General features: G+C 33.4%; 22 protein-coding genes. 9 read left to right on the top strand and 13 right to left on the bottom strand.

The window, feature by feature from the left end; genetic code table 11:
- Positions 1-57: 57 nt before the first annotated feature.
- The 5 genes from T410_RS08455 to dapF form a co-directional block, all read right to left on the bottom strand.
- On the bottom strand, positions 58-699 hold the full coding sequence (locus T410_RS08455; protein WP_035670501.1) for a peptidoglycan-binding protein LysM: 642 nt from the start codon (positions 697-699) through the stop codon (positions 58-60).
- Positions 700-796: 97 nt separating this feature from the next.
- The gene (locus T410_RS08450; protein ID WP_081897821.1) at positions 797-1,645 is read right to left on the bottom strand and encodes a DUF2279 domain-containing protein; all 849 of its coding nucleotides are present in this window, start codon (positions 1,643-1,645) and stop codon (positions 797-799) included.
- 71 nt (positions 1,646-1,716) lie between these two features.
- Positions 1,717-2,757 (bottom strand): endolytic transglycosylase MltG, encoded by a 1,041-nt coding sequence (gene mltG, locus T410_RS08445; protein ID WP_035670499.1) that lies wholly within the window; start codon positions 2,755-2,757, stop codon positions 1,717-1,719.
- A gap of 21 nt (positions 2,758-2,778) precedes the next feature.
- Positions 2,779-3,327: a GNAT family N-acetyltransferase gene (locus tag T410_RS08440; protein WP_035670496.1), complete on the bottom strand. Its 549-nt coding sequence runs from the start codon at positions 3,325-3,327 to the stop codon at positions 2,779-2,781.
- A 31-nt stretch (positions 3,328-3,358) separates the two neighbouring features.
- Positions 3,359-4,141 (bottom strand): diaminopimelate epimerase, encoded by a 783-nt coding sequence (dapF, locus tag T410_RS08435; RefSeq protein ID WP_035670494.1) that lies wholly within the window; start codon positions 4,139-4,141, stop codon positions 3,359-3,361.
- A gap of 137 nt (positions 4,142-4,278) precedes the next feature.
- Between dapF and T410_RS08430 the strand changes: the two genes are divergently transcribed.
- Positions 4,279-5,679, top strand: a complete 1,401-nt coding sequence (locus T410_RS08430) for a S1C family serine protease (RefSeq protein WP_035674276.1) — start codon at positions 4,279-4,281, stop codon at positions 5,677-5,679.
- Between the two features lie 152 nt (positions 5,680-5,831).
- Positions 5,832-7,274: a glyceraldehyde-3-phosphate dehydrogenase gene (locus tag T410_RS08425; RefSeq protein ID WP_035670491.1), complete on the top strand. Its 1,443-nt coding sequence runs from the start codon at positions 5,832-5,834 to the stop codon at positions 7,272-7,274.
- Positions 7,275-7,453: 179 nt separating this feature from the next.
- Here T410_RS08425 and T410_RS08420 read toward each other — a convergent pair whose 3' ends face one another.
- A complete protein-coding gene (locus T410_RS08420) occupies positions 7,454-7,912 on the bottom strand; it encodes an Lrp/AsnC family transcriptional regulator (protein WP_035670489.1) in 459 nt (152 codons plus the stop codon).
- A gap of 200 nt (positions 7,913-8,112) precedes the next feature.
- On the opposite strand from T410_RS08420, the gene ald reads away from it, so the two are divergent.
- Positions 8,113-9,237 (top strand): alanine dehydrogenase, encoded by a 1,125-nt coding sequence (gene ald, locus T410_RS08415; RefSeq protein ID WP_035670486.1) that lies wholly within the window; start codon positions 8,113-8,115, stop codon positions 9,235-9,237.
- A gap of 238 nt (positions 9,238-9,475) precedes the next feature.
- Here the strand turns inward: ald and T410_RS08410 are convergent, their stop codons facing one another.
- Entirely contained in the window at positions 9,476-10,885 is a 1,410-nt protein-coding gene (locus tag T410_RS08410) for an APC family permease (RefSeq protein ID WP_035670485.1), read from the bottom strand.
- 261 nt (positions 10,886-11,146) lie between these two features.
- On the opposite strand from T410_RS08410, the gene T410_RS08405 reads away from it, so the two are divergent.
- The 5 genes from T410_RS08405 to T410_RS08385 all read left to right on the top strand — a co-directional run bounded on the left by T410_RS08405 (position 11,147) and on the right by T410_RS08385 (position 14,392).
- Complete coding sequence (locus T410_RS08405) at positions 11,147-11,557, top strand: hypothetical protein (protein WP_035670484.1); 411 nt, start codon at positions 11,147-11,149, stop codon at positions 11,555-11,557.
- Positions 11,558-11,574: 17 nt separating this feature from the next.
- Positions 11,575-11,991 (top strand): hypothetical protein, encoded by a 417-nt coding sequence (locus tag T410_RS17055; protein WP_193743734.1) that lies wholly within the window; start codon positions 11,575-11,577, stop codon positions 11,989-11,991.
- Positions 11,992-12,265: 274 nt separating this feature from the next.
- On the top strand, positions 12,266-13,270 hold the full coding sequence (locus T410_RS08395; protein ID WP_035670482.1) for a hypothetical protein: 1,005 nt from the start codon (positions 12,266-12,268) through the stop codon (positions 13,268-13,270).
- Positions 13,271-13,487: 217 nt separating this feature from the next.
- Positions 13,488-13,829, top strand: coding sequence for a type II toxin-antitoxin system HigB family toxin (locus T410_RS08390; RefSeq protein WP_035670479.1), 342 nt, complete (start codon positions 13,488-13,490; stop codon positions 13,827-13,829).
- Between the two features lie 2 nt (positions 13,830-13,831).
- A complete protein-coding gene (locus T410_RS08385; RefSeq protein WP_035670477.1) occupies positions 13,832-14,392 on the top strand; it encodes a helix-turn-helix domain-containing protein in 561 nt (186 codons plus the stop codon).
- Between the two features lie 143 nt (positions 14,393-14,535).
- Here T410_RS08385 and T410_RS08380 read toward each other — a convergent pair whose 3' ends face one another.
- Complete coding sequence (locus T410_RS08380; protein WP_035670474.1) at positions 14,536-14,763, bottom strand: CDGSH iron-sulfur domain-containing protein; 228 nt, start codon at positions 14,761-14,763, stop codon at positions 14,536-14,538.
- 319 nt (positions 14,764-15,082) lie between these two features.
- Here T410_RS08380 and T410_RS08375 point away from each other — a divergent pair, with 319 nt between their 5' ends.
- Positions 15,083-15,457, top strand: a complete 375-nt coding sequence (locus T410_RS08375) for a VOC family protein (RefSeq protein ID WP_051929492.1) — start codon at positions 15,083-15,085, stop codon at positions 15,455-15,457.
- A 319-nt stretch (positions 15,458-15,776) separates the two neighbouring features.
- Here the strand turns inward: T410_RS08375 and T410_RS08370 are convergent, their stop codons facing one another.
- The 5 genes from T410_RS08370 to T410_RS08350 form a co-directional block, all read right to left on the bottom strand.
- Positions 15,777-17,267 (bottom strand): peptidoglycan endopeptidase, encoded by a 1,491-nt coding sequence (locus tag T410_RS08370; RefSeq protein ID WP_035670469.1) that lies wholly within the window; start codon positions 17,265-17,267, stop codon positions 15,777-15,779.
- A 769-nt stretch (positions 17,268-18,036) separates the two neighbouring features.
- Positions 18,037-20,304, bottom strand: a complete 2,268-nt coding sequence (locus T410_RS08365) for an aconitate hydratase (protein WP_035670466.1) — start codon at positions 20,302-20,304, stop codon at positions 18,037-18,039.
- A gap of 123 nt (positions 20,305-20,427) precedes the next feature.
- Positions 20,428-23,199: a bifunctional aconitate hydratase 2/2-methylisocitrate dehydratase gene (locus T410_RS08360; RefSeq protein WP_035670463.1), complete on the bottom strand. Its 2,772-nt coding sequence runs from the start codon at positions 23,197-23,199 to the stop codon at positions 20,428-20,430.
- Between the two features lie 355 nt (positions 23,200-23,554).
- On the bottom strand, positions 23,555-24,508 hold the full coding sequence (locus T410_RS08355; protein ID WP_035670461.1) for a MoxR family ATPase: 954 nt from the start codon (positions 24,506-24,508) through the stop codon (positions 23,555-23,557).
- A 78-nt stretch (positions 24,509-24,586) separates the two neighbouring features.
- A complete protein-coding gene (locus T410_RS08350) occupies positions 24,587-26,014 on the bottom strand; it encodes a peptidylprolyl isomerase (protein WP_035670459.1) in 1,428 nt (475 codons plus the stop codon).
- Positions 26,015-26,737 lie beyond the last annotated feature (723 nt).

Genomic DNA, 26,737 nt, shown 5'->3' with positions numbered 1-26,737 from the left:
AACCGAAGCGGCTGCCAAAATATTTTTGGCAGCCGCTTTATTTTAATTCCGAAAAATTTATATGTTCTTTATATTAGCATTACTATCTGCAACAATAAACGAAGTATCATACCCTCCAAAAGCTTTCATGTAGCTTCGTATTGAAGTACCGTATGCATCCCGAAAATATCTTTTACCTTTATTTCTCAAGTATTTTTTTACAGAGCCTGCACCTCCAAGATGCGCAGCAGCTAATATTCCGGATTCCGTTATTTGAATTCCGTTCATTATTGTGCCCTCATATTTTTCGATTTCTCTTTTTAATTCCCATTTATTTTTTGCCAAAAGAGCTATAAAAGCTTTTTCTTGCATTTCAGGACTATTCAAAAAAGCAGAACGATTGTGGATACCAATTGTCTTTAGTGTTTCAATACCAAACTGGTATTTACCTAAATATCCGAGCGAATTAATTTTTTTGTATTTACTTTCAGATTCTCTGTATCCGATTGCTTCTTTGAATCCAATAAAGAAATTTCCAGTAAAAGGGATATTCGAATTGGTGTAATCTTCTTGTTTTTCTGATGGAAATAAGTAGTGTGATCCATCTTCTTCGTGAACTAGAAACCAAGTGTTGGTGTCTAAATTAAAGGGCTTAAAACCCGAGCTTAAAAAGGCAATAATAATTGTCAAACCTGTATAAAAATACCATTTCTTTATCATAAATTGTTTTTCTTCAAAACGCTGTCCCGTTAAGAAATTTCTACGTGCAAATATACGTAAAAAATAATTATACTGATAATCAACAAGTTAAAGTTTACTAAAAATAGATAAAGTGTAATTTAACATCGTTGAAGTGCGCCATTTCAATCGTTGGAGCCGGTATTTTAACTGTATTTAAAACTGAAAAAAGTGTCTTTAAAAAGTGTGATTTGGTATTAATCTTAGTCAAATCGACGTCAAAACTGAGGTAAAACTGTCGCAATCTTTGCGGATTTTGGGTCAAAAAAAGCCCATTATTTTCTCTATTTCCGGTAATCATTCCTTCGGCTCCATAACCCAATGCAAGGTTCAACCATTTTGGTATTTTAGAGCCTTTGGAAAAAGAATATAAATTGACCGAAAGCCAATAAGTTTGCCCGTTATAATCTTTTAGAATTTGTTCCGTAAATGAACTCCCTAAAACCTCTGGTCTTTGAGTTGCATATTGTGTGGTATGGAAAGAAAATTTGGGAGTTATACGTTGTTCTTTCCAAATTAATTCTTGTGAAACATATAAAGCCGTTCCAGAAGCATTTGCGATTATGTCCCCTGATGAAGCACCCCATTCAGATGAATATCCATCCATAACCTCAACAGCCGTCAAAAAAGCAAATCCTAAACCTGAACCATAAATTAATTGGTTCTTTTTACTGGCACCACTCCATTGCAACATTTCGGCACCAAACCTGCCTAAATGATACGAAGAAAAAGAATGCCCCAGTTTATCCATTTGAAGCCATTCGGAATTATCATTTATAAAATGAAAATCAGACTTAGGATAATCAGCATACCAAAGCTGGTTTAATCCAACCAAAATTCCTGAAGCTAATGCCGCTTCAGAAATTACAACCGTATTTTGTCTTTTTTTATTTATAGAATCTAATGGTGAAAGGAAAGTATCAACCATATTTTGTGAAAAACAAGTTTGATATCCATTCAAAAACAAGCATAAAAAAAGCAGTTTTTTTAATTCTAAAACTATCTTTTTACACCTTGACTGTTTATCCAATCTGAATATTTTTTGGCGTTTTTATTGTGTTCTTCTAAAGTTGCGGCAAATTCATGGTATCCAAAACGTTCCACACTCGCACAGAAATAGATAAAGTTATTTTTCTCCGGATTTAAAACGGCTTCCAATGCAGTAATATCAGGCATCGCGATAGGTCCTGGAGGAAGACCAATATTTACATACGTATTGTAAGGAGAACTCATTGTTAAGTCATTATAAAAAACTCTTTTGATAACCTGATCAAAATCATTTGACTTCTTTTTTATTGCATAAATAACTGTTGGATCTGCCTGAAGTGGCATTTGTGCTCTTAAGCGATTTAAATAAACTCCCGCAATTCTTGGTCTTTCGTCTTTTTTCACAGATTCTTTGTGAACTATAGAAGCCAGAATAGTCGCTTCAATTGGAGTTAATCCTTGTTTTGCAGCTTTGGCTACACGTTCTTTATTCCAAAAGTTTTTATACTCTTTAATCATTTTATCTCGGAACTTTTCAGCTGAAGTATTCCAATACGTTTCATACGTATTAGGAATAAACATCGCTAAAATATTTTCTTCAGTAAAGCCATTATCTTTCAAAAAAACAGAATCTTTAAATGTAGTCAGCAAAGACAAACTGTCAGCTTCAATTTGAGAACCCACACGACCAGCTAAATTTTCTATCCGTTCCTGATTATTGAAAGCTAAATTTACCGGTACATTTAATCGTAATGTTTTTACTAATTCATAACTATTCATTCCTTTGGTGAATAAAAAGCGACCTGGTTTTACATTATCCGGATAATCTCTTTTACTGGCAACCATTTCAAAACGGCCCATATTTTCAATGTAAGGAGCAATTATTTTTTCGACATCTTCGTATTTAGAATCTGTTGGAATGTACACGTAGAGTTCTTTTTCTGCAAACTTTGTATTTGCTGAAAAAATTTGGTTCATCAAAACAATTCCATAACCTATTAATACTGATATTAGTACAACAGCGATAATTGTTATAATTTTCTTTAAGTTCAAAATAATTATTTTTTAAAATTGTTACACCAGTTCGCTGGCGCCCGTGTGATTAATTAACTGAAAAATCGCTTCGTCTTTATAAATGCCGTTCACTAAATTCCAATCTTTTTTCACTCCTATCTTTTCGAAACCAAATTTAGTAAAAAGAGCATTACTTGCTACATTTTCTGTCCCAATATTTGCATATAATTGATGGAGATTGAGATGATGAAAAGCATACCGAATTAATAGCCCTAATGCTTCTGAACCAATATTCTGTTTGCGGTTTTCACTGCCTTGAATTACAATTCCAACTCCTGCCCTATTATTCTTTGGATCAAAATCAAATAAATCGATTAATCCAAAAGCCGGAAAATCCTGATCCTGACAGATGGCTAATCGCAATTGCTTTGCTTCATAAATATCCTGATGTGCATTTTCCAAATATTGCTTTACCAAAAACCGACTGTAAGGCGTATGCGTATTACTCACTTCCCAAATACTTTGGTCGTTTTCAATAGCATAAACAAACTCCAAATCATTGGGTTCAAGTGCACGAATATAGATGTTTTCACCTTTTAATGTTATCATTTAGATTTGGTTTCTTGGTTTCGGTTTTTAGCTAAATCTCAATCGTTCCTTTAAACACAAATTCTGCTGGTCCTTTCAAGAAAACATTGGTAAAATGTCCTTCGTTTTTATCAAAAGAAACCACTAATTTCCCTCCTTCTACATTCAAATCTATCGAGTTCGCTTTTGTTTCACCCAATGCATTCATTGCGATTGCTACTGCAGTTGCTCCAGTTCCACAAGCCAAGGTTTCATCTTCAACTCCTCTTTCGTAAGTACGAAGAGAAAAGGTAGAATCATCTACTTTTTTTACAAAATTGATATTACTTCCCTGTTTTCCATACAATTCACCGTATCGAATGCTCGCTCCATTTTCTTTGACATTATAATGTTCTAAATCTTCCACTAATTGAATGTGATGTGGAGAACCCGTATTCATAAACACATATTCTGGAGTGATTTTCACCTCGTCTACATCTATCATTTGTAATGAAACTATTCCATTGTCAGCAACTGAAGCATGATGCAAACCATCTGTCGCTATAAAAGTAGTATTATCTTCAATAACCTTTAGTTTTTTGGCGAAAGCCACTAAACATCTTCCGCCGTTACCGCACATGGAACTTTGATTTCCATCTGAGTTGTAATAGACCATTTTGAAATCGGTTTCAGGGTCGTTTTCTAATAAAATAAGACCGTCTGCACCTATACCAAAACGCCTGTCACATAAGCGAGCTATCAATTGAATATTATCTTTTGGAAAAAATCCCTGACGGTTATCAATCATCACAAAATCATTTCCTGTTCCTTGGTATTTATAAAATTCTATTTGCATTTTTCTTTGGATTAACAGACACAAAAGTACGAACTATTAATGAAATGTTAATCATTGTTAAAGAGCGTTAAACTGTTTTTTAGAAAAATAATTTAACGTTATTTTTACTCTAAAATAATTAAAAAATGAATTCTAATATGAAACGATTTTCAACATTGTTCTTAACATCATTGCTGAGTGGAGCCGTAACATTAGGGGCTTACAAATTATTATTTGACAATGATGGCTATTTCTCAAATAGCAAAAAATCCATTACAACCATCGCTTCTGATTCGTATGGAAAACAAGTAGGTTTATCAGCTGAAAATGTTGATTTCACTGAAGCTGCCGACAAGACCATTCATACGGTAGTTCACGTAAAAAATGTTTCTCGCAAAACGGTTATTAATCCAATGCTTGAATATTTTTATGGCTACGGCGGACAGCAGCAACAAGAACAAGTGGGAACGGGTTCCGGAGTAATTATTTCTGAAGATGGTTATATCGTGACAAACAATCATGTGGTAAAAGATGCTTCGGAAATTGAAATCACTTTGAATAACAAAAAATCGTACAAAGCAAAACTCATTGGAACCGATTCTAAAATGGACATTGCTTTATTAAAAATTGATACTGACGAAAAGTTACCGTATACTGTATTCGCTAATTCTGATTCAGTAAAAATTGGCGAATGGGTTTTGGCAGTAGGAAATCCGTATAACTTAACTTCTACAGTAACTGCAGGGATTGTTTCGGCAAAAGCAAGAGATTTGGGCACTAGCGGTATTCAATCTTTCATACAAACGGATGCTGCGGTAAATCCTGGAAATAGTGGCGGCGCATTAGTAAACACCCGTGGGGAATTAATTGGTATTAATACGATGATTTCCTCCCCAACAGGAAGTTATACTGGTTATTCCTTTGCAATTCCTTCTAATATTGCCCGAAAAATAATAGAAGACCTTATGGAATTTGGTAATGTACAAAGAGGGATTTTGGGTGTTGAAGGAGGCGAATTGAATGATATTGCTTCCAAAGAATTAAAAATTTCACAAACACAAGGATTTTATATCAATAAAGTAACTAAAAATTCCGGTGCCGAAAAATCCGGACTTACAAAAGGGGATATTATTGTAAAACTAGATGATCAAAATGTGGCTACTTATGCCGATCTTTCTGGATACATTAATACTAAAAGACCTAATGATAAAGTTCAGGTAACGATTATCAGAGATGGAAAAAATAGAATAGTTCCAGTAATTTTGAGTAAAAATGAATTTTTCACTACCGAATTCAAAGGATTAGAATTAGAAAATATAGATGCTGCAGATAAAAAGAAATTTCATCTGGACTATGGTGTAAGAATCCGATCCATCACTAATGAAAATTTGAAGCAATATGAAGCAGAACTCAAAGGAAATATTGTTTTAAGCATTGACAATATAAAAGCGACTGATATTGAAACGGTATCGAAGCTTTTGAACAAAAAAGAGGAGAGTCAAAGTATCCGAATTGAAATGATGAATAAAAACGGAGAAACCATTCGAATCATCATCTAATACTAATAATCCCAAAAATGTAAGCCATCTTGAAAAACCAAGGTGGCTTTTTTATTTTAAAAATAAATCATAAAACAGCTTACGAAATCGATTGAAATAGGTACTTTTGCGCCAAATTTAAAAAATCATTAATTTATTTTACAAATTTTCACATGAGTATTACTTACGAAAAAGAAGTTTCATTTCAAGCAGACAGACGCCGTGCAGGAGTAGAATTGATTAAAATCATCAGTGATTTATGGTATGACAAATCAATTGAAATGGTTTTATTCAGGAATCAATTAATTGACAGAAACGTAAGCGAAATCATCAACTTGCATGATTATGCAGGTGAATTTGTGGGAAAACCCATTTCGGTATTTGATTCAGTAGAAATAGCCAGAGCTGTTTTAGAATTGGATTTACCGGCTTCAAAACTGGATATTGGAAAACTTACTTATGAATATCGTTTAGAAGACGAAAAATACCCTGATACCAGACATTTTATATTAGACAAATTAAAAGGCGCCAGAAATTCAGAGGAAATTCAACCTAAAGATGTAGTGTTGTATGGTTTTGGCAGAATTGGAAGATTGCTGGCTCGTGAGTTACTTTCAAAAACAGGAAAAGGAAATCAGTTGCGATTGAGAGCCATTGTAACCCGTGATAAAAACGACGCCACTTCACTGGAAAAAAGAGCCTCCTTATTGCGTTATGATTCTATTCATGGCGATTTTCAAGGATCGGTTGTTGCTGACACAAAAAACAATGCTTTGATAATTAACGGCACAACAGTTCACATTATCACAGCAAATGCACCCGAAGAAATTGATTATACCCTTTATGGCATCGACAATGCTTTAGTCATTGATAATACAGGAGCTTTCACAAATCACGAAGCTTTAAGCAGGCATTTAATTTCAAAAGGGGTAGATAAAGTTTTGCTTACTGCTCCTGGAAAAGGAGTTCCGAATATTGTTCATGGCGTAAATCAAAACGAATACAATCCAGATGAAATAAACATTTTTTCGGCTGCATCCTGTACAACAAATGCGATTACTCCAATCTTGAAAGCTGTCGAAGATACTTTAGGCGTTGTAAAAGGACATTTAGAAACAATTCACGCTTATACTAACGACCAGAATCTAGTTGATAATATGCATAAAAAATACCGTCGCGGAAGAGCAGCAGCTTTAAACATGGTAATTACGGAAACTGGTGCAGGCAGTGCTGTAGCAAAAGCGTTACCGTCACTTGAAGGAAAACTGACTTCTAATGCCATCAGAGTACCAGTTCCTAATGGTTCATTAGTAGTTCTAAATCTAGAGGTTTCCAGAGCCACTTCAATTCAGGAAATCAATGCCATCATGAAAAAATATGCTTTAGAAGGCGAATTGGTAGAGCAAATCAAATACTCCTTGAACAACGAATTAGTTTCATCGGATATTGTAGGGACTTCGGCACCATCAATATATGACAGTAATGCAACGATAGTTTCTAACGACGGAAAAAATATTGTACTCTACATTTGGTACGACAACGAATACGGATACAGCCACCAGGTAATCCGATTAGCAAAATACATTGCCAAAGTAAGACGTTTTACGTATTACTAGCCTTTCAATTACAGGTTGCGTGTTGCCTTTTTTAGTTTTTAGTTTTTAGTTTTTAGTTTTAGATAATAGCAACCCAACCTGAATTAAATAGAAAATCCGTCCCAATAAATCGGGATGGATTTTTTTGTTTTAAACTGAATTATCTTTGTTCCATTTTTTTAGTAGAACAACCCTATAATTTAAATCGGCAAAACAGTGGTACTCTTCACTTCCGAAATAATAAAAAAGCTATTAATCAAAGAAACCTCGGACAGAACCGACAATTTTTTCTGATGAAAATGATGGTAACTTTCCATATCCGGTAATACAATTTTCAACATATAATCAAAACTTCCGGAGACAAAATTACATTCGACGACTTCGGGTAAATTCAGTATTGCTTGATTGAATCCTTCTGAAATATCATAGGTTTGTTTGACAAGAGTCACCTGACAATATACCGTCAGATTTTTACCTAATTTCTTTTTATTCAAAATCGAAACATACTTCTCAATAATACCTTCTTTTTCCAAACGTTTTACCCTGTCATGAACCGGTGTCAGCGAAAGGTTGATTTGATTGGCAATATCTTTCAGTGTCAAATGCGCATCTTCCTGAAGAAGACGTAAGATTTTTTTGTCGGTTTCGTCCAGTATCATAATTAGTTGATTCTTTTTTTAGATTCAAAAGCAGTTTATTTTTCTTTTTAGAAATATAAAAAAACTTATATTCAGAAATATTTTATGCTAAATTACTAAATAAAAATAATATTTTCTTAATTTAAGACCATATAGCAATAATATTTTCTTTATCTATAAATTTGTAATGCAATTAAATTCAAACATTTAAATACATCACTATGATAATCGGAATTCCCAAAGAAATCAAAAATAACGAAAACCGTGTAGCGCTTACTCCTGCAGGTGTTGCCGAATTCAAAAAACAAGGCCATATTGTTTATGTACAAGCAAGTGCCGGTGAAAATAGTGGTTTTAGCGACAAAGCATATGCTGAGGCTGGAGCAGAATTATTGCCAACAATTGAAGACATATATAGCATTGCTGAAATGATAATCAAAGTAAAAGAGCCTATCGCTTCTGAATATCCTTTGATCAAAAAAGACCAATTATTATTTACCTATTTTCATTTCGCCTCATCTGAACCATTGACGCATGCTATGATTGAGCGTGGCGCAGTATGTTTAGCCTATGAAACTGTTGAAAAAGCAGACCGTAGTTTGCCTTTATTGGTACCCATGTCAGAAGTGGCAGGCCGTATGTCAATTCAGGAAGGTGCTAAATATTTAGAGAAACCATTGAAAGGAAAAGGAATCCTTTTAGGTGGCGTTCCGGGAGTTCCTCCTGCTAAAGTATTAGTATTAGGTGGTGGAATCGTAGGAACACAAGCAGCAAAAATGGCCGCTGGTTTTGGTGCTCAAGTAACCATTATGGATGTAAGCTTAGCGCGTTTGCGTTATTTATCTGATGTGATGCCAGCTAATGTGATCACAATTATCTCAAACCATTACAATATCCGTGAAGCAATTGCTACTGCTGATTTAGTTATCGGAGCTGTTTTAATCCCAGGAGCCAAAGCACCGCATTTAATCACCCGTGATATGTTGAAACTAATGAGCCCGGGAACGGTAGTAGTTGACGTAGCGGTTGATCAAGGAGGATGTATCGAAACTTGCACGCCTACAACACACGAAAACCCAACTTTCATCATAGACGATATCGTACATTACTGCGTGGCTAATATGCCTGGGGCAGTTCCTTATACTTCAACATTGGCACTTACTAATGCTACTTTACCTTACGCGTTGCAATTAGCAAACAAAGGATGGCAAAAAGCATGTGCCGAAAATGAAGAATTGAAAAAAGGATTGAACATAGCTAACGGAAAAATCCTTTACAAAGGAGTTGCCGAAGCTTGGAATCTCCCTTTTCATGAAGAGTTAGTGTTAGAAAACGCAGTTGACTAACATTAAGCAAGTGCTTACTACACTAGAAAAACCCGTCTTGGTCTCAAGGCGGGTTTTCTGTTTTTATAGTATAAATTAACGTATTTTGTGGGCGTTACCCTCCACAAAAACTTGGGGTATTCGCAGTATTTTTTTTTCACTGTTATCTCTCACACAAATAAGAAATCAAGTTATGGATTGCAGTGTCTGCCAATTAATAGCATAGAGAATAGGACATCTTCAATTTTTTGTTTGAAAACTACTCTTTCATTTTTGTCAAATAATACACCGGGATACCCAGCAACATTATAAAAACACCCCAACCGCAAGTACTTGTTTTCGTTACTAGTAATGTAACCGAAATTATAGATGAAACTACAATAAAAAACATAGGTAAAAATGGATAACCAAAAGCCTTATACGGTCTCTCTACATTCGGCATTTTTTTACGCAGAATAAAAATTCCGTAAATGGTAAGTATGTAAAAAATCAAAACAATAATAACCACAAAATCTAATAACGCTCCATATTTACCAGTTAAACACAAAACCGAAGCCCAGATGCACTGTGCCCATAAAGCCCATTCCGGAACACTTGCATGATTAAGATTTGCCGCTTTTTTAAAAAACACACCATCTTTTGCCATTGTATAATACACTCTTGCTCCAGCCATAATCAAGCCGTTGTTACAGGCAAAAGTCGAAATCATAATCATCACTGCAATGATTAAAGTACCCATACCACCAAAAATCACTTGCGATGCCACAACAGCAACCCTGTCTGATTTTGCAGTTGCAATATCTTGCAAAGGAAGAACAGCCACATACATTACATTAGCCATCGTGTAAATAAACCCAACGATTAACGTCCCCAGAAAAAGGCTCAAACCCACATTGCGCTTTGGATTTTTAATTTCCTCTGCGATAAAAGTAACCCCTTCCCAAGCCACACTTGAAAATTGAGAACCCACAAAAGCGGCCACAAATCCAGATAACAATGCCGTACCACTTATAGGAAGCCAAGATCCACTGGCAACATCAAGTGCTTTAGAATCCCAGGCATTAGTCCAGTTAGCATCCCAAACCTCAGCTTTGGCACCCAGAATAAAACCAAAAATAATCAATCCCAGTAATGACGAAATTTTGATAACTGTCAAAACAGTCTGTAAAATTTTACTATTTTTCACCCCGCGACTATTGATATAAGTAAGCAAAATAATCGTAATAATAGAAACAATTTGTGCCGCATTGAGCTTAAAATAACCCATTTCAAAAAGAATATTTTCATCGCTCAAAGGGGCATAAATGTAGGCGGCGAATTTTGAAAAAGCCACACCCACCGCAGCAATAGTCCCCGTTTGTATGACAGCAAAGAAGCTCCAACCATATAAAAATCCTATCAATTTTCCGTAAGCTTCTTTGATATAAACATATTGTCCTCCTGCTTTGGGAAACATCGCACTCAACTCACCGTAACTAACCGCTGCAGTAATAGTCAGCATAGCAGTAAGCACCCATATAGCGATAAGCCAACCTGCTGAACCCACCTGGCGCACCATATCTGAGCTTACAATAAATATCCCGGAACCTATCATGGAACCCACCACAAGCATGGTCCCGTCTAGTAATCCTAATTCTCTTTTAAAATCGTCTGGTTTTTGGTCTTCCATATTTTTTGGTTTTGGAGTTTTGATTATTGTTGGCTAAAGATATACTTTTTTTGGAAATTTAAGAAAATGGAAGAAATAGATGATCGATAATAAATTCTGTGAATAAACATGACTTTAAGGATTAACATAAACTTATTTCAAGTCGCTATCCTTTTTTCTTTTAAAATAAAACGGATGCTTACGGTTTCCCGTAAAAGAATGGAAAAACAACAAACTACTTTTGAGAACTCAATAATTGCAATAATAACCATTAAATAAAAAATGAAAACAAAATTATTTTCAACAATAGCATTTTTATTATTCTTCAATCAATGTTTTTCGCAATCTGACGAAGAATTTTCATATGCAGCTTCAGGAACTGATGGTGCTGATTATTTTGTATTAATTGAAAAGGTCACTGATAGCTCAAAAGAGGTTTGGGTAAAAAAAACCAACCCAACAAAAACGGTTAAAACAAAAAAAGGGAAATATATTAAAACTGGTGGTGGTCATTCTATGACATTTTTTATAATAAACTGTTCCGAAAAAAAATATGATATTAAAGAACGAATTGTATATGATCGTTATGGTAAAGTAACTAGTAATGATGACTTTCCAGTATATGAAAACAGAATAGTTCCAGGTTCCGTTATGTCAGGTATTTACAATTTTGTTTGTAATAACGAGGAATAAATATAAACCCAAAAATCATGAATAGTAAAAACTTAATTAAATCCATTTTTTTTATATTATTTTCCTTAATTATATTTTCTTGTTCCAATAAAAAAAAAAGTAATAAAAGTACTGAAACATCAAATATTAATACCGAAACACAAAGCACACAAAGCTTTTCTACAACTGAGGAAAATTACCATACTGATTCGGATTACAAATATGAACATAGAACAGGAACTTCTGGAGATTATGAATACAACTACAATGTAAATGGATCAGACGATGATGGAAATTCAATCAATGGAAATGTTGATATGAATGGAAAATATGGCAGCGGAACAATTAAAGACGAAGAAGGAAACGAAAAAAATGTTGATGTAGAATGGAATGGTTATGGAAGAATGGAAGCTACCGATGAAGATGGAAACACGTATGAATTAGAAACAGATTGATAAAAATATCTTGGATATGATTATCCTAAAAAACTCTGGGTAAGGCTGTGCCCTGTATTTTTATTTCTTAAAGAAAGAAAATAAAGGATGCCGCTACCATCACTCACGCGCACTGCAATAACGACAGCATTTATCCATTTCAATAAAATTTGTAAGAAAAATAATATATTTGAATTTAAATAATGCGAAACAAACCTTCGCCAATCTACCTGTAATTGGGTGTATATACGAATGTTTGTTTCAGTATATGAAAGTTACCTGATATCTAAAAAAATTGAAATTAAAAGAACAAATGGAAGAAAAAATAACGAGCAAAAAAAATAAAATTGTTATTGTTGTTCTCTACATTTTCCCTACTATAATATTCTGTATTTTTGGAATACCGAAAATTATGGAAACATATAATGAATCCCAAAATGAGCTGAATAGGGATGTAACAAATATTATCCTACCAATTTTATTTTTTGTTGGAGTAATTTATATAATCACAAAATTTTTAGATAAATTTCCTGTTTTTATAATAACCAAAAATGGTATTGAAGTTCGATTTTTCTTTAAAACTAAAAAATATAATTGGAACGAAATTGAGGATATTGAAATTATAGGTAAAAAGCAATTCGGTAATTTTTTTGCTACACCAACTGAAGCAACAACTTTTAATTTTAAAAATAAGGAAGAAAAAATATTTTGGGCAGAAAGCTACACAAACTCATCAGAAATTAGACAAGTTTTAGAAAGAGCAAATAAAATTTTATTAGATAGTTCGAAATCTTTTAATTCATTAAATTTTGAAACCGTAACTTCACTAAGAACAACAGAAGTAATAGATATAGAAAATCAAAAAATATTTAACGATAATCATGTTCTCTCAGCAAACGGAATATTATTTTATGCCTTTTTAATTTTTACACTATTTATTATTTTCCAAAATCCATCTGAAATATTTGAAAAATATGACAAACTTTTACTTATCAATTTTTTTAGTTTAATCCTCTGTTTTGCTTTTAGTTCTTCAATGAATTATTTTATTTTCACAGAAAAACATTTAATTATAAAAAATAGCATTTGGTTCTGGAAAAAGAAAATTTACGATTTAGAAAACATAAAAGAAATAGTTATCGATATGCCATTCCGTTCACCAATTTGTTTGAGAGTCATTACTAAAAATTTTAATTCAAATACATATCTAGCAAGTAGTTTAGGAAATTCAACTTGGAGAAATTTAAAAAAGTACATAATTGAACGAAAAATACCGCTGAGAGATGAAATATTAATCTAAACATAAACGGCAAACAGCTAAAGTTGCGTGCGCAGCACAAACAATGAAACTCGTTTGAATGTAACCCGCTATGATTATCAAGATTTGATTACGCAAATAAGTTAACACAAAATCCTAAGAAAAAATCCTAAATTATACTTTACTATTTATACACCATTTAAATTTAACTTTTTAGTTTGGTTTTATTCCGAACTTTTTTTTACATTTGTATACGCTTATGAGATTAATCGGAAAAAACAGATTAACAAAACTAAAAGTAAAGAATCTTGGAAACAAACCTTTATGTACAGCAATTGATATATTAATTTCGGATATTGAAAATAACAATTGGAAGAATGAGACTGAACTGAAGACCATTAGAAACGATGCTGATTGTGTTCATAAAGATGGCTTTTACTTTTTTGATATCGCAATACATCGAACAATGATTTTATTGGAGTTTGACGAAGACGGAGAAGCAACAATTATATGGACGGGTGACCACCAAGATTATGAAAGAACATTTAAAAACAATAAAAAGACTATTGAAAAATGGTTGAAATCACGTAATCACGTATAGCCATGAAAACACATTTTGACATTGAAGAATTTGTTCTTAAAGGTAAAATAGAAAATGAATTAGATTTTGAAAGAGCATTAATCGCTGATAGAAAATTACGTATTCTGTCCAAAGAATCCGTTCATTTTAAAACTTTAAGAAAAAAGTTAAGAGACATTATTGAAATATACGAAACCAATAATTGGTCTGATGAAAATGCAATAGATAAAAATAAAATTAAAGAAAGTGATATTGCAGAACTAATTGCCGAAAAAGAAAGAGAATTCATAGAAAACAGGAAGACTACAATCAAAAATAAACTAAAAAATCTTAATCTTAATCAACAAGAATTAGGATCTATTCTAGGACATAAAAGTAAAACTCACATGTCAGAATTAATGAATGGAATTAGCCCTTTTTCTTTAAAAGACTTAATTCTGATTAATCGATTATTAAAAATTGACATTAGTGAATTAATCCCCGTTTTCTTACCTAAAAGCGAACAAATTAGAGTGAAAAACGCAATTTTAAAATTGAATAAACCAAAAATAAAATTGACAACTGACGATTTAATTTTCGCATAAAACAGTATCCGACCATGAAGATATACTTCCTTATTCGATAGCCCGAAAATCTTTTCCGTGCCCACAATGAAGAAACGCAAAACATAAAAAAAGCTACAATGAAGTAGCTTTTTTTATTTATTGAAAGTAAAAAACAGTATTTCTTACTTAGTTTTCATTGGTGGCAAGTCAAAAGCTGCTGCTTCATGTTCAAAATTGTTGCGGTGGGAACCATCACAAAAAGGTTTGTTTGCTGATAATCCGCATCGACAAAGACCCAATGCCGTTCTACCTTCCAGTCCATAAACATTTCCTTCGCTGTCTGTTATTTCAAAATCACCTTCAATTTTTATAGATCCATTGCGATTGATTGTTAGTTTAGTCTTACTCATAATGCTGTTTAATTTTTTTAGAGTTCAAAGATTGCAAAATATATTAGTACGAATTAGCCTTACTGTTCTTTTTTATGACACAGAATCCTAATTTACATTTATTCTATATTAGTAAAAGTAAATTAGGAAACAATAATAGCCCTATTATTTTTTAATTTTAGCAGGAATAATTTATTGCGTACTTTAGCTACTGCACAAAGTCTAAAAGCTTATCTAACAAAAAACCAAAATTAAATAACCAATGAAAAAAATAACATTCTTACTGCTTGCTTTTCTATTTACCGGATCAATCTGGGCGCAGGATTCCTTTACTTTAAAAATGGACCATGCCGCACTTTCAGTAAAAGACTTGGAACGCTCTGTAGATTTCTATACTAACGTTTTGAAACTTCAAGAAATCACTAATCTTACTAGAAAAGAAGGTATTCGTTGGATTTCTTTAGGAGATGGAAAAGAGCTCCATCTGGTTTCTACTATCAAAGAACCTGTAACAATAAACAAAGCAGTACACCTTGCCTTTAAAACAGCAAACTTTGATGCGTTAGTAAAAGTCTTGGATAATCACAATATCACATATTCTGACTGGCCCGGAGAGCTTCATAAAATCATGGTTCGCGCAGATGGAATCAAACAAGTTTATTTTCAGGATCCTGATGGTTATTGGATTGAAGTAAATAGTGTGAAACAGGAATAAACAGTAAAACCTCCCTTTATCCGTAGTTGTAAATATAGCCAAGAGAAACTTAAAAATGACTTCTTCATTACCATTTTTGCAAAAGCAACACAGCCTTTAATCTCATGTGTGAAAGATGATACTTTTCTTTTAAATTGTATAATGTTTTCCTCGCGTATGTTACGCATCTTTATACCATAGATCTCAGTTTTCTTTTTGTATAAATAATACTATCAGGAAAGTGATGAAGCAAATAACAAGGGTAATAAGAAACAAAAAACTCCTCAGTTACCTGAAGAGTTCCCATTATATAAGAAGTAATATTTTTTCTAAAGTTTGATTATTGTAGAACGCGATTGATTTGAGTTAATTTTTTTTCATAATATTTCTCTTTAACAGATGAAATTACTACACCTCCACCTACTGAGGCGTGAATAAATTTTATGTCTCCATCGCAAACCTCAACTACCATCCCAACATGATTGATACGGCTTCTACCATTAGTTTTGAAGAAAATTAGATCCCCTTTTTGAGCATCTTCAGTATTAACTACTACTCCCAAACGAGATTGCTCCAAGGAAGTTCTGGGTAATTTAATATCGAAAGCTCCAAAGGTAGTACACATTAAACCAGAACAGTCAAAACCTGATTTTGAAGTCCCTCCAGATTGGTACCGTGTTCCAATATTAGCCGATGCTGTTTCAATTAATTCATCTAAAAAATTAGGATTAGATAGTGGTTTTATGAAACTTTTAAATTCTCCGTTATTTTCATCAATTGATTGATTTTCCTCATCAATTTCTTGAGGTTTTTTGAATTCTTTTTTCTTTTTTTCTGGGTTTGAAACCACACCATTTTCATTAGAAGAATTAGCCGCATGAATCGTTAATTTATAGCCAACTGGAAAATTGTTTTTAATCTCGGGATTTTGCTTTTCTAGTTCTTTAACAGTAATACCATATTGTTTAGCAATACCGTATTTAGTTTCTTTTGGCATTACTTCCCGTTTAATATTTTCAGATGTAGCACTAGAAGTTTCGATTTGTTGTGGTACAACAGCTAATTCTGTTTTTGGCAATTCTTTTATTGGCTGCGGAATAACTTTGGCCTCTTCTTGAACCAGTACTTTCTCTTCTTGAGGTACAACTGCTATTTCAGTTTTTACAATTGCGTTTGCTGGAACATTAATTTTTTGCCCAACTCGCAGCGATTTAACTCCTATTGTTGGATTTACTTTATCTAATTCCTTGATGGTGATTCCGTATTTTCTTGCTATAGAATATTTAGATTCTTTTGGCAGTACTTCAATTGATGTAACTTCGGTAATGGGATTTTCAGTTTCAGTAATCTGAGTTTCTATCGGTACTGCTGTTTTTGGGGAAGATTTTTTTGTTTGAGTAACAACTGCGATTTCAGATGAAGTGGCGTTGCCTGGAATTTCAAGTTTTTGACCTATTTTTAATCCTGAAGTTTCTATTGAAGGATTGGCTTCGTTTAGTTCTTTTACAGTAACTCCATATTGTTTTGCGATTCCGTAAAGTGTTTCTTTGGCAAGTACTTCGTGTTCTTTTTCTTGGTAGTTTTTTGCAATCTTAGATTTTGTATCCGTATTCTTAGGAGCAATAGTAGGAATTAATAATACTGAATTTAGTTTTAATAGATTCTTGGCTTTTGGATTTAATTTATAGATTTCACTTTGTTTTACATCATATTTTTCTGCGATACTCGAAATGGTTTCCCCTTTTACGATGGTATGTTTCTTAGTGCTTTCCTGTGAAAAAAGCACAATACTATTCAATAAAAACAATGTTACAACTAATCTTAAACTCATATTCATTTATTTCAAATTACTTACCCCATTTTATTCTACTTGGCGATTTCGGGATATAATTATTAAATCTCGCTAAGGTTTATTTTCAATTATTTTTGTTTAAAAAAAAATTATAAAAAATCCTTAGCTCTTTTAAAAAAAGAGGGCAAGAATAAAATCATTTTAAAATCTAATTGAATTTTGTTCGAATTGCGAAAGCAACTTAAACAGTAACGCGATACAATCGTAATGTATTGTTGCGCTAAAAACAAATATTCATACTGAAGTTATAATTTGGACTTATTGTCAAAACAAGGCTTCACTTAAAGATTTATCTATAAAAAGCTAATTTAAGTTATAAAATTTAAAAAACAATATTTTTTTTGATTTTAACGTGTTAAAAAAAGAAAACTCCTATTTTTCAGCATTTTTAAGGGTGTTTTAGAACAAATTATTCCATTTTATTTAAAATGAAATAATTTTAACTATTAAAAAAAAATCGTGCAATCTAAGCAAAAAATATCATCCCAATTCCTAGCCCTGATGAAAGCGGAAAGCCTTTTTCATGGACTTGCCTATTTTTCCAGAGAAAAAGAGCGACCAACGGAAGCTCCTTTTTTATCTTGGAAAAAAGCAATTCCAGAAAAAAGCTTGAAGCGGTCAGCAGGAAATAGCTCCAAAAAAAAGTGTTCAGCAATCAGTTGTAGCTTTTAATTACTGCAAACTAAATTACTAAACACTTTATATTTTAAACCGACCACTGGTCAATTGGTTGCTGAACAGCTCTTAATTATGCGTTACTGGCAGCAGCAATCAGGTTTAATGCTGAACCTGCTACAAACCAACCAATTTGTCCTTCGTTGTAGGTGTGGTTTGCCAAGATAACATCTTTGGTTCCATCAGCGTGAACGAATTCTATCGTTAATGGTTTCCCTGGAGCAAAATCAACTAAATCTGTGAAGTTAATAGTATCATCTTCCTGGATTTTATCGTAATCTGCTTCGTTAGCAAATGTCAATCCTAAAAGACCTTGTTTTTTAAGGTTTGTTTCGTGAATACGAGCAAATGATTTTACTAATACCGCTTGAACACCTAAGAAACGAGGCTCCATAGCAGCATGCTCACGAGAAGAACCTTCTCCATAATTGTGATCTCCCACAACAATAGATGGCACTCCAGCTGCTTTATAAGCACGCGCAACTGCAGGAACTGCATCATACGTGCCAGTCAATTGATTTTTAACTGAATTGGTTTTATCTGTGAAAGCATTGACTGCTCCAATCAACATATTGTTTGAAATATTATCTAAGTGACCACGGAAACGCAACCATGGACCTGCCATAGAGATGTGATCCGTAGTACATTTTCCGAAAGCTTTAATCAATAATTTAGCTCCTGTAATATTTTTACCATCCCAAGGTTGGAATGGTGCTAATAATTGCAAACGATCTGAGGTTTCACTTACAACGATTTGAACGCCTGATCCATCTTCAGCTGGCGCTTGAAATCCATTATCTTCAACTGCAAAACCTTTTTTTGGTAATTCATCACCAAAAGGCGCAGTCAATCTTACTTCTTCACCGTTATCATTAATTAAAGTGTCAGTAATAGGATTAAAATCCAAACGACCTGAGATTGCCAATGCAGCAACCATTTCTGGAGATGTTACAAAAGCGTGTGTGTTTGGGTTACCATCCGCACGTTTAGAGAAGTTACGGTTGAAAGAGTGAACGATTGTATTTTTCTCTCCTTTATCCGCTCCTGCTCTATCCCATTGTCCGATACATGGTCCGCAAGCATTAGTAAATACTTTGGTTCCCATTTTTTCGAAAGTAGCAATGATTCCGTCTCTTTCGATTGTATATCTAATTTGTTCGGAACCTGGATTGATTCCAAATTCGGCTTTTGGGCTAATTCCTAATTCAACGGCTTGGTTTACAATAGAAGCAGCACGCGCCATATCTTCGTAAGAAGAGTTCGTACAAGAACCGATTAATCCCCATTCTACTTTAATTGGCCATCCGTTAGCAGCAGCTTCTTCTTTCATTTTAGAAACTGGAGTACCTCTATCTGGAGTAAAAGGACCATTAATATGTGGCTCCAATTCAGAAAGATTGATTTCTATAACTTGGTCAAAATAAGTTTCTGGGTTCGCATACACTTCCGGGTCAGCAGTTAAGTATGACGCTACTTTATCCGCAGCATCTACAACATCCTGACGACCAGTTGCGGAAAGGTATCTTCTCATGGACTCGTCATAACCAAATGTAGAAGTAGTCGCTCCAATTTCGGCACCCATATTACAAATTGTTCCTTTTCCAGTGCACGACATTGAAGTAGCTCCTTCTCCAAAATATTCAACAATAGCTCCTGTTCCACCTTTTACAGTAAGAATATCGGCTACTTTAAGGATTACGTCTTTTGGTGCAGTCCAACCAGAAAGTTTTCCAGTCAATTTCACACCTATTAATTTTGGGAACTTTAATTCCCATGACATTCCTGACATTACATCTACCGCATCAGCTCCACCAACACCAATAGCTAACATTCCTAATCCACCTGCATTTACAGTATGTGAATCAGTACCAATCATCAAACCTCCAGGGAATGCATAATTCTCTAAAACGATTTGGTGAATAATTCCCGAACCTGGTTTCCAAAAACCAATTCCATATTTATCCGATACTGAAGAAAGAAAATCAAAAACCTCTTTAGATTGTGTATTTGCTGCAGCTAAATCAAATTCAGCTCCATTTTTAGCCAAAATTAAATGATCACAATGAACCGTTGTAGGAACCGCAACCGTTTTCTTTCCAGCATGCATAAATTGCAATAATGCCATTTGAGCGGTTGCATCTTGACAAGCAACTCTGTCCGGAGCAAAATCAACATAATCAACACCTCTAACAAAAGCTTGTGACGGAGTTCCATCCCAAAGGTGGTTGTACAAAATTTTCTCTGTTAAAGTAAGTGGACGACCAACTATCTTACGTGCTTTGTCTACACGAGATGTCATATTTGCGTACACTTTTTCAATCATTTCAATATCAAAAGCCATAAGATTTATATATAATTGTTACTAATCTATTTTAAACATACAAGATACAAAAAAATAGAGTACAAAAAAAAGCCTGAGTCATCAGACCCAGGCTTTTAAACTATAATTAACGTATTATGTGAATTATTTAACTAATAACTTATGAGATGGCGCAAACTTAGTTAGGTTAATACCTTCTACCGCCGCTTTATATTCCTCAATTGTTGGAGTTCTACCAAGGATTGTAGATAAAACCACAACTGGTGTAGAAGAAAGCAATGACTCTCCTTTTTTACCCTCAGTATCTTCAACAACTCTTCCTTGGAAAAGACGAGTAGATGTTGCCATTACAGTATCTCCTTTAGCAGCTTTCTCTTGGTTCCCCATACAAAGGTTACAACCTGGACGCTCTAAGTATAACATATTTTCGTATGAAGTACGAGCTGCAGCTTTAGGAACGTTATCATCGAATTCGAAACCAGAATATTTTTGCAAAATTTCCCAGTCACCTTCTGCTTTTAATTCATCAACAATATTATAAGTAGGTGGCGCTACAACTAGTGGCGCTTTGAACTCTACTTTACCTTCTTGCTCATCAATATTCTTAAGCATATGCGCTAGAATTTTCATATCTCCCTTGTGAACCATACAAGAACCAATAAAACCAAGATCTACTTTTTTAACTCCTCCATAAAAAGATAATGGTCTAATAGTATCGTGAGTATATCTTTTAGAAACATCAGCATTATTAACATCTGGATCAGCAATCATTGGCTCAGCAATCTGATCAAGATCTACAACAACTTCTGCATAATACTTAGCATTTGCATCTGGTCTTAAGGCTGGTTTCTCACCTGAAATAATTTCGGCGATTCTCTTATCAGCAATAGCAATCAATCCTTTAAGAACTTGATTTTTGTTATCCATTCCTTTATCAATCATGATCTGAATTCTACCTTTTGCAATCTCTAGAGATTCAATCAAGGTATAATCTTCAGAAATACAGATAGAAGCTTTCGCCTTCATTTCTGCAGTCCAATCGGTAAAAGTAAATGCTTGATCAGCATTAAGAGTTCCTAAGTGAACCTCAATGATTCTTCCTTGAAATACATTCTCTCCACCAAATGTTTTAAGCATTTGAGATTGTGTAGCGTGAACCACATCACGGAAATCCATATAGCCTTTCATATCTCCTTTGAAAGTTACTTTCACAGATTCTGGAATTGGCATTGAAGCTTCTCCAGTAGCCAATGCAAGAGCAACTGTTCCTGAGTCAGCACCAAAAGCAACACCTTTAGACATTCTTGTATGAGAATCACCACCAATGATGATAGCCCATTCATTTACAGTAATATCATTCAGTACTTTATGAATTACATCCGTCATTGCGTGATAAACGCCTTTCGGGTCACGCGCAGTAATCAAACCGAAATCGTTCATAAATTTCATCAATCTAGGAATATTTGCTTTAGACTTATTATCCCAAACTGAAGCAGTATGACAACCGGATTGGTAAGCACCGTCAACAATTGGAGAAATCACAGTAGCAGCCATAGACTCTAATTCCTGAGAAGTCATCAAACCAGTTGTATCTTGCGAACCAACAATATTTACAGTAACACGAACATCAGAACCAGCGTGTAAAATTTTACCCGGAGTTGTTCCAACCGCGTTTTTATTAAAGATTTTCTCTACAGCAGTAAGACCTTGTCCTTCAACAGAAACCTCTTTTGACGGAGCGTATACAGGAACAATATCAATACCTAGAGTCTTTGATGCAAATGTTTGTAGTTTTTTTCCAAATACAATTGCGTAAGAACCACCCGCTTTTATAAATTCAATTTTCTGAGGTGTAAATGCCTTAGAAATATCAATTAATTCATTATCTCCGTTATACAGTTTTTTTGTCTTTGTGTTTATTGTAAGAACCGTACCAGTAGCAACAGAGTAAACTTCTTCAAGAATAGGATCACCGCTTTCATTACGAACAACGTTACCATTTTCATCTAATTTTTTTACCCAGTTTTTAAGATCCAGACCAATACCACCAGTAACATCAACAGTTGTTAGGAAAATCGGAGAAATACCATTTGTTCCAGCAACAATTGGAGCAATATTAATAAATGGAACGTATGGACTTGCTTGTTTACCACTCCATAACGCCACGTTGTTTACACCTGACATTCTTGAAGAACCCACACCCATAGTACCTTTTTCAGCGATTAACATTACGCTTTTATCAGGATTCGCTTCTGCTAATGCTTTAATTTCAGCTTGTGCTTCTGGAGAAATTAAACATTTACCGTGCAATTCACGATCTGAACGCGAGTGCGCTTGATTTCCTGGAGAAAGTAAATCAGTTGAAATATCTCCTTCACCAGCAATAAAAGTAACCACCTTAATTTCTTCTGCTATTTCTGGTAATTTAGTAAAGAACTCAGCTTTAGCATAGCTCTCTAGAATTTCTTTCGCTATTCCGCTACCGCTTTTGAAAGCAGCTTCTAAACGATCTGTATCTGCTTCATAAAGAAAAACTTGTGTCTTTAAAACTTCCGCAGCATCATTTGCAATAGCAATATCATTACCTAAAGCTAAATCAAGTAATACGGCTATAGAAGTTCCACCTTTCATGTGAGACAATAACTCTAAAGCAAAAGTTGGCGTGATTTCAGCAACTACTGATTGGCCTAAAACGATTTCCTTTAAAAACTTAGCTTTCACATTGGCAGCAGGAGTTGTTCCCGGAACAACATTGTAAATAAAGAATTTTAGAGAATCAACTCTATTTGCGTTCGCTAAATCTTTAATTTGCGCAATGATTTCGCTTAACAATTCGGCACCATCAATTGGCTTTGGGTGAAGTCCCTGAATTTTTCGTTCTTCGATCTCCTTGATGTAATCGTTATAAATATTCATAATGATATATTTTCAATGTTATATGGCAGATTTTCTTGATTATTGCAAAATAAAAAAGCCATAATATTAGTTTTTTTTTATTTGTGATGCAAACTTAAGAATTAAAGATGAGAATTTAAAAAAATCAGCAAAAGATGCCATTTGAATCATAATATTTATAAATAAAATAAATATTATGTGTTTTATTGAAAAATTCTAAAAATCAGAAAGATTATTTATATAATTACTACTTTAGAAGACAAAATCACCTTTTTACAATGATTATTTTTTTGTTTTTTTTCTAAATTATAATACTAAATATGTGATATTGTATAAATCAAAAGAAAATTATTAGTTTATGGCTAAAAACAACTCCTTAAATCAACTTATCAATAATCATTTCTTCAGTAATTCCTTCCGCATCGGCTTTGTAATTTTTGATTATTCTATGACGCAAAATTCCGGTAGCCACCGCTTTTACATCTTCGATATCCGGTGAAAATTTTCCATTAAAAGCTGCATTGGCTTTGGCTGCCAAAATTAAATTTTGCGATGCTCTTGGTCCCGCTCCCCAATCCAAATAATTTCTAACAAATTCATTTGACAAAGGATTGTCTGGACGCGTTTTGCTCACTAGCGTTACAGCATATTCAATTACATTATCTGCAACAGGTATTCTGCGAATTAATTGTTGAAAATCAATAATTTCCTGTGCCGTAAATAAGGGGTTAATTGTGTTTTTTAAATCAGAAGTCGTACGTTTTACTACTTGTACTTCTTCGGCAAACGAAGGATATTCCAGTTTTATAGCAAACATAAATCGATCTAATTGTGCTTCAGGCAAAGGATAGGTTCCTTCTTGTTCGATAGGATTTTGAGTTGCCAAAACAAAATAAGGCAAATCTAATTTATAATTCTCTCCAGCTATAGTAACAGAACGTTCCTGCATCGCTTCAAGCAAAGCCGCTTGCGTTTTGGGAGGTGTTCTATTAATCTCATCAGCTAGAATAATATTCGAAAAAACAGGCCCCTTTATAAATTTAAATTTACGTGTCTCATCTAATATTTCACTTCCCAAAATATCCGATGGCATCAAATCAGGAGTAAACTGAATTCTTTTGAAATCAAGACCTAAGGCTTGCGCCAAAGTATTTACCATCAATGTTTTTGCTAATCCAGGAACCCCTACTAAAAGCGCATGTCCACCGGAAAAAATACAAAGTAAAATTTGATCGACCACTATGTCCTGACCTACAATAATTTTTGCTATTTCGCTTTTCAGTTCGTTCCTTTTTCGAACTAAGTTATGTATTGCTGCTACGTCAGACATTTTAGAATCTATTTTAAATTAAAAAGAGTTAACTTTATGAATTCATAAAGCTAACTCTTTTTATTTATTTTATAAAAATTATTTTTTCAACCAGTTGTTCGTAAACGTACAATCTCTATACTCTCCGACGATTTTAATATAGGTTTCTTTGATTTTATCATCAAACCATTTTCCGATAGCTTTGATTTGTTTTTCTTTCAACGCCAATTCTTTTATTTTAACATAATCCTTAGCATAATCAGCTGTATGTTCGTTTATTCTATTGGTAACGGTTATTAATTTGTATTTTTTCTTGCCTTGCACATCTTCAACAAATGGAGCTGTAATTTCACCTTCTTTTAAATTTGAAACCTGGCCATACAAGCTAGGATCCATTTTTGTTAATTCAAAACGAGTATCTTGTGTTTTTGGATTAATTAATGCTCCACCGTTCACTCTAGTTTCCTTTTCATCAGACTGGGTTCTTGCAGCTTCAGCAAAAGTAATTTCCTTATCCAATATCTTCTTTCTAATCAAAGTGATTTTTTCTTTAGCATCTTTCAGCGACTCTTCAGAAACAGCTGGAGTCAATAATATGTGACGCAATTCAACCTCTTGACCTTTTATTTTTTCTACATAAATAATATGAAACCCAAAATCCGTTTCAAACGGTGCAGATATCTCTCCTTCAGCCAGACTGAAAGCAACATCTTTAAACTCCTTTACAAATGGAGTCTTACGATTCATTTTATAATACCCTCCATTAGAACTTGAACCTGGATCTTGCGAATATAAAACTGCCTTTGTTGCAAAACTAGATCCTTCTAAACACTCTTTTTTGAAAGCATTTAATTTGTCTATCACTTTTTGCTTTTCTACGTCAGTAACCTTTGGCAAAATAACAATTTGTGCCACTTCCATTTCTGCTCCAAAAACAGGCAGATCAGCCGCAGGTATTGTTTTAAAAAAATTACGAACTTCCTCTGGAGTTATTTCTACTGCATCAACTATCTTTTTTTGCATTTCTGAAGTTAACTTCTGTTCTTTCAAAACATCGAAGAAATAGGTTTTAAATTCCTCTTCATTATTTTTCTTATAATACTTCACCACCTTTTCCAAAGATCCCAATTGCTCTACCATATAGTTTAATCGATCATCCATCATTCCTTTTACTTCAGAATCCGTAACCTTAACACTATCCTGAATAGCCTGATGAGCATACAATTTATCTTCCAATAACTTCCCCAACATCTGACATCTTGTAACATCTTTTATAGAACCTCCCTGACTTGAGATTTCTAAATAGCCTTTATCAATATCTGAATCTAATATGATATAATCTCCAACTGTAGCAATTACACCATCAATTTTTTGTTTTTGATTGGATTGGTTTTTTTTAGTGGAAACAACTGCACTATCTTTTATAATCTCTTGCGCTCTTACTATTGTACATGAAAAAAGTAAAAGAAAAAAGGCAAGCGCAATTTTATTATTTATAGACTTCATTTGTTTATTTTTTAATGGCATTTTTTATATTTATTTATGTAACGTATCGTTGTTTTTCTTGTCTTTAACTCTTCTTTATAAAAGCCTTATTAATTTTGGCCAAATATACACTTTAAGAATCAAGAAACGAATTGATTTTATAATACAATTACTTCTTTTCTTTTAACTTATAACCAACAAAAATAGCAATTCAATTACATAATACAAGTTTACGTACTAGTATTAACAAAAATTTATTAACGCATTTCTTTATTGACTTATTAACTTCCTAATTCTTTTAGAAGACTACTTTTTGAATCAATTAATTGATATGAAAACAATCTTTACGAATCTACATAAAGTAAGCCTCACTAAACTTACTATTATTTCAAATCTATCCTTATCTTAATTTTTCATTTACAATCCCTTTACATTGTTTCTTCTTATGTTGCATTTAGGTTTCAAAAAAAGCAATTAAAACCATTATTAAACAAAACGAAACTTATGTTTACGTAGTTGCATTTAGGTTTCAAAAAAAGCAATTAAAACCATCATTTTCAATAGTCTGATAAAAAGTTCTCAACACTACAACGTTTTCGCAATTAAAAAAAATTTCACTTACATAGGAGTTATCAGAATTTATATAAATTAGCCTTAAATATGCATTTTATTCAATAATTAATATTAAAAAACCCGTTGGGTGTAATTATTTGAAGTAAAAAATATTGATTAGATATTGGTCAAGATACTGAAATTCAGTATCTT

It is taken from the genome of Flavobacterium sp. 83 (assembly GCF_000744835.1).
Classification (GTDB): Bacteria; Bacteroidota; Bacteroidia; order Flavobacteriales; family Flavobacteriaceae; genus Flavobacterium.
The sequence above is the reverse complement of the archived record's forward strand: the minus strand, read 5'-3'. Positions and strand labels throughout refer to the sequence as shown.

Bases quoted from the DNA above. Each gene is read 5' to 3' on its own strand.
- T410_RS08455 (WP_035670501.1), bottom strand. From the start codon at position 699: ATGATAAAGAAATGGTATTTTTATACAGGTTTGACAATTATTATTGCC.
- T410_RS08450 (WP_081897821.1), bottom strand. From the start codon at position 1,645: ATGGTTGATACTTTCCTTTCACCATTAGATTCTATAAATAAAAAAAGA.
- T410_RS08440 (WP_035670496.1), bottom strand. From the start codon at position 3,327: ATGATAACATTAAAAGGTGAAAACATCTATATTCGTGCACTTGAACCC.
- dapF (WP_035670494.1), bottom strand. From the start codon at position 4,141: ATGCAAATAGAATTTTATAAATACCAAGGAACAGGAAATGATTTTGTG.
- T410_RS08430 (WP_035674276.1), top strand. From the start codon at position 4,279: ATGAAACGATTTTCAACATTGTTCTTAACATCATTGCTGAGTGGAGCC.
- T410_RS08425 (WP_035670491.1), top strand. From the start codon at position 5,832: ATGAGTATTACTTACGAAAAAGAAGTTTCATTTCAAGCAGACAGACGC.
- T410_RS08420 (WP_035670489.1), bottom strand. From the start codon at position 7,912: ATGATACTGGACGAAACCGACAAAAAAATCTTACGTCTTCTTCAGGAA.
- ald (WP_035670486.1), top strand. From the start codon at position 8,113: ATGATAATCGGAATTCCCAAAGAAATCAAAAATAACGAAAACCGTGTA.
- T410_RS08410 (WP_035670485.1), bottom strand. From the start codon at position 10,885: ATGGAAGACCAAAAACCAGACGATTTTAAAAGAGAATTAGGATTACTA.
- T410_RS08405 (WP_035670484.1), top strand. From the start codon at position 11,147: ATGAAAACAAAATTATTTTCAACAATAGCATTTTTATTATTCTTCAAT.
- T410_RS17055 (WP_193743734.1), top strand. From the start codon at position 11,575: ATGAATAGTAAAAACTTAATTAAATCCATTTTTTTTATATTATTTTCC.
- T410_RS08390 (WP_035670479.1), top strand. From the start codon at position 13,488: ATGAGATTAATCGGAAAAAACAGATTAACAAAACTAAAAGTAAAGAAT.
- T410_RS08385 (WP_035670477.1), top strand. From the start codon at position 13,832: ATGAAAACACATTTTGACATTGAAGAATTTGTTCTTAAAGGTAAAATA.
- T410_RS08380 (WP_035670474.1), bottom strand. From the start codon at position 14,763: ATGAGTAAGACTAAACTAACAATCAATCGCAATGGATCTATAAAAATT.
- T410_RS08375 (WP_051929492.1), top strand. From the start codon at position 15,083: ATGGACCATGCCGCACTTTCAGTAAAAGACTTGGAACGCTCTGTAGAT.
- T410_RS08370 (WP_035670469.1), bottom strand. From the start codon at position 17,267: ATGAGTTTAAGATTAGTTGTAACATTGTTTTTATTGAATAGTATTGTG.
- T410_RS08365 (WP_035670466.1), bottom strand. From the start codon at position 20,304: ATGGCTTTTGATATTGAAATGATTGAAAAAGTGTACGCAAATATGACA.
- T410_RS08360 (WP_035670463.1), bottom strand. From the start codon at position 23,199: ATGAATATTTATAACGATTACATCAAGGAGATCGAAGAACGAAAAATT.
- T410_RS08355 (WP_035670461.1), bottom strand. From the start codon at position 24,508: ATGTCTGACGTAGCAGCAATACATAACTTAGTTCGAAAAAGGAACGAA.
- T410_RS08350 (WP_035670459.1), bottom strand. From the start codon at position 26,014: ATGCCATTAAAAAATAAACAAATGAAGTCTATAAATAATAAAATTGCG.